Source organism: Legionella londiniensis (assembly GCF_001467825.1).
Classification (GTDB): domain Bacteria; phylum Pseudomonadota; class Gammaproteobacteria; order Legionellales; family Legionellaceae; genus Legionella_A; species Legionella_A londiniensis.
This window is the reverse complement of record NZ_LNYK01000016.1, coordinates 322246-335414: the sequence shown is the minus strand read 5'-3', so window position 1 is coordinate 335414 and position 13169 is coordinate 322246. Positions and strand designations below refer to the sequence as shown.

Genomic DNA, 13169 nt, shown 5'->3' with positions numbered 1-13169 from the left:
AGCAGCAATCTGCTCAATATCTCAATATCAGGTTAAGCGGCATTAAATATTCATTCTTAATTGTATAGGCTTATCCCCGCCGTCTCCTAACCAGCTCTCTCTCCCCAGGAATAAATTCTTGGAGCCAAGGCCTGGCGAATATCTATTTGGTATTAAAAAAAGTGTTATTTTACAATGCATATGCACATCCAGGTTTGTACGCAATAGCCCCTGTAACGTTGGTAGCGATGCTTGAAGACTTTGCACTCTGTCTGATGGCAAAGGGCCTAATTCAATATCCAGAAAAGATCCCAAGAGCAATATTCTTGTACCAAGAAAACTGCTATCCCCTAAAGATAATTCTTTTCCCAAAAACGGCGGTTCCCCCATTTCGGTCCACTCAGGGTATCTGTGAATGCAGACAGGTATATCGGGAATAATATGCACTATTGCAGCCTTTAAACCGTCGAGGGTTTGCGCAATAAAATGAGGCCAGGTAAATACGTCTGTTGTTGGCTGGTAACCTGACAACGCATTGATAAAAGCAAGATAAGTGCCAGTGCTATTTACGGTGCGCTCTGGTTGAAAGGCACGCCAGGCAAGAAAATATAATACATAACTGCGGTGATTGATAACATCCAGAAAATCACGCAACTTGCAACCCGTATCATCCTGCTTTAAACAAAGCTCATTAAAATACCCAGGCAAAGGTGAATCGACACCGTATAAACCCAGGAATTGGCATTCAAGATAAACATTTGCGGGCTCTTCCAGTATCCGGAATACATCCCGCACAGGGAAATTCAAAGCAGCGGCCGGCCTGATGATAAAATTTTTATCATATAGCCTGGTAAGCTCCTCAGCACCGACCGCCTGATATATTTGCTCGAGTATATGGAAAAAATCAGATTTTAAATTGATCATTTTGATCATTGCCGTCTTATCCATGCCAGAAAAATCCTTGCTTTGATGGCATTGCCATTAACCGGGTATCTAATAGCGCATTATAAGGTGCGAATATGCTTAATACCCGATGCAGAAAATCACCGAATGCGTATATCTCAGCAAAAGATTTAAACTGTTCCTCCTCAATCATAATTTCACAGACGATCCGCTGGGTAAGAATGCCTCGTTTTAATTGGCAGATGGGGTGCAAATCAACTTTGATGATGGATTCAATCCAACTGCATAACGACCCCGACCAATCCATAAAATGCAATAACTGCTTTAAAAAATGCTCCTCAGTGAGCCTCGAAATCCGCGCATGAAGCAAGGCAAGCCCTTTCGCTGCATAATCTTTGGAAGCCTCGACAAAAGCATACCGTCCAGGTTTCATGAGATTGCGGGCGACTAGTTGCATTGAAATGCGTTCATCATTTAACCTTAATTCATTTTTGGATAAATACAGCCATGGATATTGGCCGTTACAAGCCAAAGCGTCACAGCTGATCAATAAAGACTCCGGTAAATTTCCGGAAAAAATGAGCTTGAAATGCGGTAAGTGACTCGTTCCTGGAGCTTGAGATACACGATAGTGGTATTGAGACTCTAAAGGAGCCGAAAGCTTAAAAAAGTCTCTGAATTCAATATGTTCGCTGGTTTTTTTATTGATGCCCCATACTTTTTGCACATGAAGCAGGGTTTGGCTGGATGGTTTTTGCTGATCAATGATTAAGGCATATTCATGTTGCGTGTTCTCGTACCGTATTGGTTCGCAATGAGCATGAAACGCATTACAAGCTGATACACAGTGAAGCTTAAATAAATTCAATGAAACGCCTGCACGCGTATGGTTGCTGCGAAATGCGATGAAAATTTCAAAGTTCTCCCCGCTGATCTGGATGCCTGATAAATCGAGTTGCACAAAATAAAACTGCTCGGGAAAGTGAAAATATTCCCCTGCAACATGCATTGCACCCAAGCGATCAACCGAGCCTCTAAAAGCAGTTTTATTTTGTTTTGCAGTTAAGACTTCCTGACCGCCAATGCGTTGTCCGTCCCGCAAGCTTTGTTTTAATGAAACTTCTGAAACATTCTGCAATAAATCATACTTCCACTGCTTGCAGACGTGGCTTGGTGCATTAATAAATAATGGAAGCAGACCAAGTCTGATTGAAGCCGGCGCTGTACCTTCATTCAGTTTAAACGACAGTTTAAGTACAGATTGACTGGATAAGGAATCTGCCCATTCGCAAGCAACCAGATGAAAAGGATTTACAACAATTTCTTCTTCTGTAATAAATTCAAGCACGGTGTGTTCATCGCCCACTGGCTTTGAAACCAGCTTAACCCCCGCAGGAATTATTTCAGGGAATATTAGTTGGTTTTTCAAGCTTGAAAATTCTACAATGGTTTTTGATGGCCGAGGCATCAAATATTGTGGAGCAAGATGTCTCAGTAATGATTCACTGACATGATGAACGCCCAAATCAATCTGTTCTTTAACCCTTGCCTGCAAATAGGCGCTTCCGTGCAGCAATAATTCAATATGTGGATCCCGACTCCGCGAATCAAGCTTCATCCTTCCTGCGACATCTGGATGCTGCCGGGCAAAATTCTGCAGAGCAACATCAAGCAGCTCCATCTCTGCCTGATAGTAATATTCTAAAGATTTAATCACGGCATTTCCTCGCACATCATTGTGCCTCCACTGAGCAGCATGGCCTCAAGCTTTAGAGGATCACCGCCAGACAACAACGCCTTAAATCTAAGCTGCATAATGCAAGCTGCAGCTTGGGGCATTACTTCTTCTATTTCCAAACAGGTAATTCTGGGCTCAAACCGTTCTATCAGATTTTTTATTGCCGCCATATATGCTTTTTTTTTCTGCGGACAAGAGTGGTGAGGAGAAAATTCCGGTAATCCGTATTCCGGCATATGCCTTAAGCTGCCTTGCCGCGTATTCATTAAATTTTGTACTTGTAGGATAACCGAACGTTTTAAATCATATGGTTGCCCTGTGATCTGGCTTAGAAAATCAAACATTAAAAAAATCCTTGATGCCGACTTTCCGCACCACAACATTCATGGCCAATCAGGTCAAAGCCATGGGGATTGACCCAGAAAAGGTACGGAAAATCGATGCTGGGTTCTTTTGCTCCTCTAATAAAAGAAGTCAAAGAGAGCAAAGCAGCAACCCATTAATTGCGCTCAAGCCAGGTGTCGCCATGTTCGATGTTGCCATCGTGGTGCTTCAAAGTAATTTTGCCAAAACGCATTTCGATGACATCTTCATGAACATGGTTATTGTTGCTTTCTTCTTTGGTATGCAGCAGTTGCTGACGATAGGCTACAATTTTGACATCATCCAGCTCATGGGTGAAATACTCTTCTTCCTTGCCATTTTCATTAATCCGATACCATTTTACTGTGACTTTCTTCAATGTGCGCCCATCGCATGCTGCTTTAAACAATACGGGACTGGTTGGATCATAAGGTTTGGTTAATGTCACTGTGTCATGTTGGCGTGTACCATTAGTCGAGCCATTAAATTTATCGACCGGCATGGATACTCCATATTTGAACTGGAAAATTTCCACACTTCCTTCGCGTCCGCGAACCTGGCAATCACCTTTCACTTCATTGCCTTGATCGTCAACTATCCATACATAAGCAGGACTGGCCATAATATCTCCTTTTGTTTTCCATGTTGATTGTATTTTTTCTTAATTAGCAGGAATTTGGGCAACCAAAGATAACTTCACATCCATTCCCTCAATTTGAAAGTGCGGCACCGCATAAAGATTGACCCGATAAAATCCCGGGTTTTCAGGGAGTTCTATGACCTCTACCCTGCCTTCGCGCAGCGGATGGGTAGCCGCCAGCTCAGGGCCTGGATTATTCATCTTAGTCACGATAGTGCTTAGCCATCGATTCAGCTGATCTTCCTGCTCGCTGCGGCTTATCGATGCGCCAATATTTTCCCTTTGCAACACCTTCAGATAATGCGCTATGCGCGAACTTAAAAAAATATAAGGAAGGCGCGCATTAATCCGGCTATTAGCCGTCGCCGTTCGATCATGATAAACTGCAGGTTTTTGTGTTGAATTGGCTGAAAAGAAACAGGCATAGTCGCTGTTTTTATAATACGACAAGGGTATAAATCCAAGATTGGCAAAAGCCAGCTCTCTTGTTTCGGCAATTAAAATTTCTGATGGAATCTTGGTTTGTACGCCTCTTCCTGCATCGTACTGATGCAAAAGTAAATTCTCTACTTTACCGCCAGATTCAGGACCACGTATATTCACACACCATCCATATTGCCTGAAGCTGTCACAAAGATTTGCCGCAAACGCAAAACTTGCAGACCCCCAAAGATATTGACTCTCAGAATCCGTTACGTTTTCCTGATAATGAAATCGCTTGACTCGGTTGTTTTCGCCATAAGGGAGCCTGAGCAAAAAACGGGGCAAAGTTAAGCCAATATAACGCGCGTCCTCAGTTTCCCGAAATGAGTTCCAGCGAATATATTCAGCTCGTTCCATATAATTATGCAAATCTTCAATTTCATTGACTTCCTGAATAGAAGACTTGTGGAAAAAGCGTCCCCCCACCTGGGCAATGAAAGGGCAATGAGCTACAGCCGCTATTTTAGAAATATTACGGAGTAACGCGATATCCGCTGCAGATGAATCAAACTCAAAGGGCGCGATAATAGCTGTAAATGGCTCGCCGCCAGGCGTATCATACTCTCTTTCATAAACCTGCTTATATAAACCTGATTGCGGCGTCTCCGCGACCTCTTCAAAATCTTCAACTATGGTTTGCTTGTCAACATCCAGCAATTCAATTTTGCTGTTTGCAGTAAAATCAGTGCGATCAACAACATATTTTAGCCCATGCCATAAAGATTCTATTTCCTGAAAATTGCTGTGATGTAAAATTTCATCCAGTTGCCAGGAAATCATTTCATCGATTTTTGCAATGAATTGATCAATCAGAACCTTGTCAATTCGCTCAATTGGCTCATCGATTGAAGCTGTCATTGACAGCAGTACCTGCAAGGCAGCAGTGACGCGTTCGTTGACCGCCTTATTTGCGAGATCTTCTGTATGCAAAAAATCTGTCAATTCAATTTGCTGCTGAAACGGTACGAGGTTTGCGGAGTCACAGAGCAGTTGATATCGTGAAGCGGGTGTATTCAAATCTTGATTTGTTGCCTTGTCCATGAACTATCCTTCTCATGATGCGAGTATGTAATAATTGGATTGCTAATCTGTGGTCTCGTGGATTTCTTGGCTTAAATTTGCACATGTGTGCAAATTTAGCTCTGAAAATCCAACTGAGGAGCAGCCGCCGAGAGCGCCCTAATTTTCTGGTTGATCCTGTTCTTCGATTATTGGGGCGACTTCTGACAATTCTTGCTGTAATTGCTGGGCATCACGCCTGTCCCTCATGATTTTTTCAAGTTCTTTCCGAAAATTCTGATTATCGATGACACAGGATTTTAAATCTTTTAACAAATTCCGCATGGCCATCAACCGTTTTAACTGGGGAATTTGCTCGACAATGGCTTCGGGCTTGAAATCAGAAAAGACTTGAAATTGAAGTTTAACCGGCAAATCGCCATCGTTTTTAATTCGGTTAGGGACATTGATGTTTAATTCCGGGGATAAATCAGCCAGTACTTGATTAAAATTGTGCTTATTAATACTAATGCGCTCACGCTGCGCTATGGTTCCTTTAGCTTTGCCATTGCTGAAATCGCCAAGGATTAGTAATTTCAAGGGGAGCTCTTTTTTTGTTTTGGCACCGCCAGTTTCTACATCTAGAGTAATATTAACGCGTGCCTGAGGAATTTCATGCTGAAAACTTTTGGACATGTTCACTCCATCGATTTGGGTTGCTGTTTTTTTTCCTTAACGGCGCTAATCTTACTCCATGTTTTTTTAAATTGCACGCCTTAATTAAAACTTTTTTCCTGATAAGACATAAAAAAATCACTCAAACCCATTCCCCAGTGCCTGCGCATGAAAATCAAACTTGAATTAGATGAGGTCAACTTGCCTCCTATTTTCATGCGTAGGCCCTGATTCCCTGCGTACTATTTTATTTATCACTAATATTTGAGACAATGAGTGCCTATTTGAGATTATGCATGTGAAGTCTTCCTGGCATATTTTTTAAGTTAGCAAACATGATAAAATTTTTTAGAATACCAACCTTTCTTTTTGTCAGCCTTTTTCTTATTCCGGCATATGCCACGGTGCACGATTATCTTGAGTCAATCAAATCCAATCCGAATGCGCTATACAGCTTTTTTAAGTCCATGCCCAAAGGGGGGGAGCTTCATTACCATTTAGCAGGCGGAGCTTATCCTGAACACATGCTGGCGCTTGCGGCCAATCACGAATACTGCCTGAACCAACAAAATCATGTTCTTAGTAAACCTGTTGAGCCATGTAACGGTATTGAGTCCAGAACCCTCTTTACAAAACCAGAAATTTATAATCAAACCATCGAAGCCTGGTCCATGAAAAATTTTGTACCCGGCAAAGAATCGGCTCATGATCATTTTTTTGCAAGTTTTTACAAATTTATGCCCGTGGTTGCGGATTTTCGCCCCCAACTTCTCGCTGAAATCATGGAAAGAGCTGCTAACCAAAATGAACTTTATCTGGAAATTATGGTGCTTCCGGATAATGCAAGCTCGAGCAAATTTGCAAATGTAATTGCCGATACCTCTGATTGGGATAAAAAGCACAAGCTTCTGCTTGCAAACCAGGGATTTCAGCATACTATTCAGCATACCATCGAAGAAAGCAACAGGATTTTAAAGGAGGCGCATCGTCACTTGGGGTGTGCAAAATCCCCTGATGCCAAAGCATGCTCAGTGACCATTAAATTTCAGTATTATATTTTGCGCGAGCAACCCATTGATAATCTATTTGCGCAGGCAGTCAATGCATTTGTTGCTGCCAGCAAGTCACCTGATATTGTCGGCATTAACTTAGTACAGGCAGAAGACGGGCTCATCTCCCTTCGTGATTATCGGAAACATATGCAGATAATAGCATTCTTGCATAAGCTTTATCCTGATGTTCATATTGCGCTTCATGCCGGCGAACTTTCGCCTGATGCTGTCATGCCGAATGATTTGCGGTTTCATATTTATGATGCCGTATATACAGGCCATGCTGAACGCATCGGGCATGGCGTGGATATTGCCTATGAAGATAAGGCAGAGGAGCTGCTGAAGTTTATGGCGGCAAAACCGGTTCCTGTGGAAATCAACTTAACCAGCAATCAGATCATTTTAAACGTCTCAGGCAAAAAACATCCCCTGCGCTATTATTTAGCTCACGACGTCCCGGTGGTTCTCTCAACCGATGATGAAGGTGTATTGCGTACTGATCTCACTCGCCAATATGTTGAGGCAGTCTATCTTCATGGCTTGAATTATGATGACATCAAAGCCATCAACCGCAATGCGCTCACTTATAGTTTTCTACCCGGCGTGAGCATCTGGGCAGATGATAAAAAGCAAATTCCCGTTCCTGCTTGTCAAACGCTCAACAGCGTATCGTGTCAGAAATTTATAAAAACCAGCCAAAAAGCGCAATTGCAATGGCAGTTAGAACAGAATCTCAACCAATTTGAGCGATTATTTTCTAATTAGATCCATCGACAAGACATGTGGCTTGCCGTAATATTTTTGTTGTAAGATAAAAATACAAAAGCTGGCAAAAAAAAATTTTTGTTGTTAAAGTCAGTAGACTTACTAATGAGCACCGATTGGCTTAAATCATTACCTGTTTCCTGTAACGCTTTCGATGCTCTGCGGCTTTTGTTTTCAGCCATTTTAATCAGGCTTCGTCATTGTTTGGAATAAACAATCATATTGGGAGTTAAACGTGACAGCCGAGTTTTATTCAGGCGCTCTTGTAAGCCAAATTGCCTTATCCGACAAGCAGTATCTCCCTCAAGGATACTATCGTTCAAAACTTTTTATTTTTTACTCAGCCACAAACCCGCTGGTTGCTGCCGCAAGTCCCTTGCTATCGCTGCTCGAACGTTTAAATATTAGCCCTACCTTGCCTCCGGTCGCGGAAATTCGCCATAACATAGAGCACGAAATACACGCATTCCACAGCAGGCTAATCAGCCAGCAATATGGGGAAGAATCAATAGCCATTGCACGTTATCTTCTCAGCGCGACGATAGATGAGCTCTTGGGTAAAAATTACATGCGCATTTATGGCGCCCCCCCAGAATTTAAAGCCTTTACTCCTTCCTCTCATGTTGATGAAGGCCCGCAAAAGCGTTTTTTTCATATTATTGACTTTCTGAAAGAACGGACAAATCAATATCTCGATCTCATTGAACTGGCCTATTATTGTTTGATCACGGGATTTGAAGGAGACTGCCACATGCGGGCTGACGGGAGATGCGCGCTTGACAATTTAATTGAAGAGTTATACCAATTAATCCAGCTAAACCGCGTCAATAAATCATACAAGATTTTTAAAGAAGAACAAAAACCCCTTGCTGCGCCCGTCAATTACAAACCTTATATTTTGAGTGTATCATTGGGAGTTTTACTGTTGGGAGCAATTTATTTTTGCAGCTATTTTTGGCTTGATTATAAGGCCAAATCACTGGTTCAAGGTTACTCCCATATCGCTACTATGGATAGTTAATGGACAAATCATTAGTTGCATTATGTAATGCCATAAAAGCAATCATCCAGCAATTAAAGCCCCAGGGCAATACGCTCTCTTTTTTACTGCTTATCGGCAAGGATAGCCAGGGCAAAAAAAGCTTATTACGACAAAGCAATCTCACTCAAGTTAGAGTTGAAGCAGAAAGAAGCACTGATGTGTATTACAATGATGCAGGCCTCATTGTAAGATTGAGTGAATCCTGGGTGACCGGCAGTCATTGTTTATTGCAACAAATTATAAAACAGCTAAACCGTTGCCATCACTCGCTGCAAATCAGCGGGTTATTATTATGTATAGATATTAATGAGTTATTTTTCTCAGAACACCTTCAATACCTGGATCGTTGTAAAGCGCATATTCAATTATTGAATCGCTTTGGCTTGGCCATAGGTTACCAGGTAGATGTAGCCATCATGCTGACCAAGTTTGACTCGCTTGCCGGTTTCTGTGAATTTTTTCAACAATCACATGCCACAGAACTTGAAAAAGCACTTGGTTTTTCGCTGTACCGCTCGTCAAAACCAGAGCGAAGAATAGAAATATACAATAAACAATTTCATCGCATGGTTAATATTCTAGAACAACAGGTCATACAAAAAATGCATCCTGTCCGTTCCAGCCTTAGAAGAACCTTGATTCGCGAATTCCCTTTACAACTGATAAGCCTGCAAAAGGCACTCCAGATTATCGTGCAGAACATACCCGGCTCTCTGTTTAACCTGCAAGCTGTTTATTTCTCAAGTGCAGAACAAGGCGGATACAGCCAGGATAGATTAAACAAAAAAATAAAACATGAATATGCCCTGGCAATCCAGGATCAATTCCTTCAAGCCAAAAATTACCGGGCCTATTTTATTCACGGGGCAATAACTGCTTTTCAAAGACAAACTCAACGCTCTATAGAATCAAGATTTCAAAAACCCCATTTGGTGATAAGCTCAATCTGCGGCCTTTTTCTCTTACCCTTATCATGGATTGCAGTCAATCACATAAAAACATCGCAATTGCTCGATGCGGCAAGCAAAGAATTGCTAACGTATGAAGCATTAATTTCGGACAAGCAAGTCCCGTCGCCTGCTTTGTACCATCTAGCGCGAGCCTCAGCCTCACTGGACAATCTGCCGATCAATGCCGCTTTACCAAGCCTGCATTTTCTGAAAACTCAATTGCAAACCAATGCCCGGCATCAATTGCACAGCCATTTTTTGCCGGCAATTCTCAACGAGATTGAGCAAAGTTTAACCGATGGTTCTGAAACGCCCGGTAACCGTTATCAGGCATTAAAAATTTACTTGATGCTGAGTCACCCTCATAAGCTTTCCTTACAAGCCGTGCAAAACTGGTTCAAATTACGCTGGCAAAAAGAACCCAAACCAGAAGTCCAAAAAAAACTTGCTCTCCTAAAACAGTTGCTGAAACAACCCGTGCAGCCTGTTGCCATCAATTTACAATTGGTTCGGGACATGCGCAACTATCTTAATGCGTTGCCTGACAGTTATTTATATTACTCCCTTGCAAAAACCTATTTTCCAAAGGAAAAAGAGAAGATCACTGTCGAGGGTTTTGAACTGGCTCACCATGAGCTCCCAGCGTATTTTACAAGGCATGGATTTGAAACAGTCATTGCCCTGTTACCACAAATCAGTGCCGAACTGGATTCAGAACAATGGGTTCTTGAGCGCGATAAAAAGGAAAATATTCAGATATCTATCCAGAAAGCATATTGCTATGAGTATGTCTCCTGGTGGAAAAATCTGATGAATCGCTCAACCCCATGGCATTTCCAGGATTACCAACAAGCACAACACTTGACTCAGACCTTAACTCGCACCAATGCGGTAAAACAATTCATTGAATTGATTCAACAACAAACAAGCCCTGACTTTGCCCATCAAGATTCACTGTTTAATCAGGAAATCGCAAGCCAGTTTACTTCTCTAAACCTGCTTGGCAAATCTGCCGTTCAGGAATTATCAACTCACTTAAATGAATTGGAAAATTTTCTAAAAACGCTTTCTGTGGTTCAGGACCATGGCCAAACGGCATTTACACTGACCAAAGCCCAGTTTCAAGGAAATACTTTACCTAACCCCTTAAGTGCGTTGTATGTGCGCAGCCAGCAATTCCCTGAACCGGTTAATAACTGGCTTAAACAAATTGCAGATGATTCCTGGTTTATTTTAATGCAGGAAACCAGGGCGTATATCAATGAGCAATGGCAAAAACAGGTTTTTGCAGAATACCTTCAGCATATAGCCCAACGCTATCCTTTTGAGTCTACTGAGAGTCAGGAAGTCAATATTGCCGATTTTGATCATTTTTTTGCTGCTGATGGCACTTTAAACCAATTTGTTGAGTACTATCTAAAACCGTTTCTTGATACAACAAGCGCACAATGGCAACCAAAGGAATACAATCATTCTGTACTCCCTATCAGTCAAGATAATATTCATCAATTAATTCATTCCAATGTAATCACAAATATGTTTTTTTCAGGTTCAGGCAGAAAGAGTAAAATTGATTTCAGCCTGCAAAAAATCAGCCTGGATCCTATCGTCTCACAATTAGAACTGCAGATTGGCAATAATAAAATCAGTGATGATCAATATTCTGACTCTTTTGTCCGCTTTTCTTGGCCCGTTCAGGATGTAAAACTCATTTTAAATTCAATAGAAGGTTCACGTTTCGAAATTGAAGAATCAGGTCAATGGGCGTTTTTTAAGCTGTTACAAAAAGTTAATGTATTGACGGATGAGGAAGACAGCGCAAATCTGCAAATACTGTTTGAAGTAAATGGCAATTCTGGCCGTTATCTCTTGAAAGTGGCAAACAAGGTCAATCCGTTTACGCCCGGCATATTACACGGATTTGCCTTGCCTGAAAAAATAACTTAAAGCTTTTGACTCGCAACCATGACTAAAATCAGTTAAAAAAAGCTCCAAGCATGGCTACGGTTTATGTCTAGATTATCATCTAACTGCCGCTGGTCACTCTTTGAAGACTTTAAAATCGGCAGCGAATTTTTGAGCAAGCTTGCAAGATTATTTAGCTCCTGAGACACCCCGCATTGCCTTCCTTGAATATCTATATAATAAGGATGGTAACGGTAGCGGGTGTTACATATTTTATGACCATCATCATACTGTTCAGGAGATACTATATTCTCGCGGGTAGTCGGATGAACGGCATTAGTCTTGAGCCAGCCCTCTAAAGATTCCCTATCAAAAATTTGAGCTCCATTTGGCACAGGCAGCCAAGTACTTCCATCATAATATTGCTTGACTAATAATACGGCATTGCTTTTCTCTGGAACTTCAAGTGTGATCGGACAGCTACCGTTTAGCCGCTCTTTTACATCAAGATAGCGCTCAATCAGAGCTTTATGTTTTATTTCATCTGGTGAGAGTGTAGGTTTCTCCTTTAACTTTTCCAGATATTCCTTAATGTTGCGCTCCTCGTTTGTATCCAATATTTGATATTCTTTTTTAAGCTTTTCTACTTCAGTTCCTGTGCACTTATAGTTCTTAAGATCACCTTGATTAATTGGGCGGTTATTAGCTTCTGTAAAAAGCTGCGTCAATAACTGATAGAGGTGGTTTCCGAGCTCAGTCTGCCGGTCTTGAACATGTTCATCGTCATCATTTAAACCCTGCACAAGATTTTGTATTTGTTCTTCTTCCTGATGAGTCTGAATCCAGGAGAAAGTGAATAAAGGTGTAAAGGCTTTTCTAATCAAAGCAAGGAAGCCTTCATTCCAGCCTGTTACCATACCGTCAACCGCGGACGAGATTACCCCTATGCCAAGCCCAATCACAGTCATCAAAGGGATGACAACCAATGCGAGCGCGCTAAGCCCTATAAAGGCTCCAAGGCCTATTGTAATCCCGCGAAACACACTTCTAAAAGATAATTCATCGATCACTAGTCTTGGCAAGAACACAAAAGAGATCAGTGGAACTAAAACTAATGCCATCCCAGCTACAACGAAAGCCAAAAGTAAGATTTGAATAGCACTGGCAATAGGCAACAGCAAAAAGCCAGCAAGCGCGGCAGACCCATGCCAAAAAAAAGAAAACAGTTTTCGCAAAAAGTTAAGTGGACCCATAGATTGCTTAGTTATCAATGCAAAAGTGTGCAAATTTTATCATGATTGCATATTATATTCTATTATCTTTAAGTGTTTTTGCTCTGTACATGACAAAAAACCAGTCATTCCCGCGCAGGCGGGCAACCATTTTGAGTTTGGGCCTGAAGTAAGTTGAGGTAACTCGCTGACATGCAATGAAAATCATATAATCTCGATCGCCAAAAGGAGGTTATATGGAGTGTATCAGCGAGTTGAAGGATAGTTTAAACGCGTATTTTGGCTGGAACAAGGCAAGAATGGCGTGTTTTGTAAATGTGTTGCTTGCATTACTTGCTACACGTACAGTCAATTTAAGCAAATTGGCATGTGTTATATTTGGCGAAGCGCAACAAGCTTCAAGATATCGCCAGATCCAACGATTTTTTTCCAAATTTCCTCTG

At 41.6% G+C, this 13169-nt stretch carries 10 protein-coding genes and 1 pseudogene; 4 read left to right on the top strand and 7 right to left on the bottom strand.

The features are described 5' to 3' along the window. Positions 1-42 precede the first annotated feature (42 nt). The 6 genes from Llon_RS07325 to tssB form a co-directional block, all read right to left on the bottom strand. Positions 43-927 carry a type VI secretion system baseplate subunit TssG gene (locus tag Llon_RS07325; RefSeq protein WP_058529399.1) on the bottom strand — a complete coding sequence of 295 codons (885 nt, stop codon included), beginning with the start codon at positions 925-927 and terminating at the stop codon, positions 43-45. Continuing rightward, on the bottom strand, positions 920-2599 hold the full coding sequence (locus tag Llon_RS07320) for a type VI secretion system baseplate subunit TssF (protein WP_058529398.1): 1680 nt from the start codon (positions 2597-2599) through the stop codon (positions 920-922). Before Llon_RS07320 ends, Llon_RS07325 begins: the two co-directional genes overlap by 8 nt. Next, positions 2596-2964, bottom strand: a complete 369-nt coding sequence (tssE, locus tag Llon_RS07315; protein ID WP_058529397.1) for a type VI secretion system baseplate subunit TssE — start codon at positions 2962-2964, stop codon at positions 2596-2598. Before tssE ends, Llon_RS07320 begins: the two co-directional genes overlap by 4 nt. Positions 2965-3119: 155 nt before the next feature. Continuing rightward, positions 3120-3605 carry a type VI secretion system tube protein TssD gene (gene tssD / locus Llon_RS07310; RefSeq protein ID WP_058529396.1) on the bottom strand — a complete coding sequence of 162 codons (486 nt, stop codon included), beginning with the start codon at positions 3603-3605 and terminating at the stop codon, positions 3120-3122. A 39-nt stretch (positions 3606-3644) separates the two neighbouring features. After that, positions 3645-5147 carry a type VI secretion system contractile sheath large subunit gene (gene tssC / locus Llon_RS07305; protein ID WP_058529395.1) on the bottom strand — a complete coding sequence of 501 codons (1503 nt, stop codon included), beginning with the start codon at positions 5145-5147 and terminating at the stop codon, positions 3645-3647. Between the two features lie 138 nt (positions 5148-5285). Then, positions 5286-5801 carry a type VI secretion system contractile sheath small subunit gene (gene tssB / locus Llon_RS07300; RefSeq protein ID WP_058529394.1) on the bottom strand — a complete coding sequence of 172 codons (516 nt, stop codon included), beginning with the start codon at positions 5799-5801 and terminating at the stop codon, positions 5286-5288. Positions 5802-6118: 317 nt separating this feature from the next. Between tssB and Llon_RS07295 the strand changes: the two genes are divergently transcribed. The 3 genes from Llon_RS07295 (at position 6119) to icmF (ending at position 11536) form a co-directional block, all read left to right on the top strand. After that, positions 6119-7597, top strand: coding sequence for an adenosine deaminase family protein (locus tag Llon_RS07295; RefSeq protein ID WP_058529495.1), 1479 nt, complete (start codon positions 6119-6121; stop codon positions 7595-7597). A gap of 235 nt (positions 7598-7832) precedes the next feature. After that, the gene (gene icmH / locus Llon_RS07285) at positions 7833-8618 is read left to right on the top strand and encodes a type IVB secretion system protein IcmH/DotU (RefSeq protein ID WP_058529392.1); all 786 of its coding nucleotides are present in this window, start codon (positions 7833-7835) and stop codon (positions 8616-8618) included. Then, entirely contained in the window at positions 8618-11536 is a 2919-nt protein-coding gene (gene icmF / locus Llon_RS07280) for a type IVB secretion system protein IcmF (protein WP_058529391.1), read from the top strand. The genes icmH and icmF overlap by 1 nt, the downstream gene beginning before the upstream one ends. A gap of 32 nt (positions 11537-11568) precedes the next feature. Here icmF and Llon_RS07275 read toward each other — a convergent pair whose 3' ends face one another. Continuing rightward, on the bottom strand, positions 11569-12747 hold the full coding sequence (locus tag Llon_RS07275; protein ID WP_058529390.1) for a hypothetical protein: 1179 nt from the start codon (positions 12745-12747) through the stop codon (positions 11569-11571). A 215-nt stretch (positions 12748-12962) separates the two neighbouring features. Here Llon_RS07275 and Llon_RS11540 point away from each other — a divergent pair. Continuing rightward, positions 12963-13169: pseudogene (locus tag Llon_RS11540) on the top strand (hypothetical protein); the annotation flags it as partial.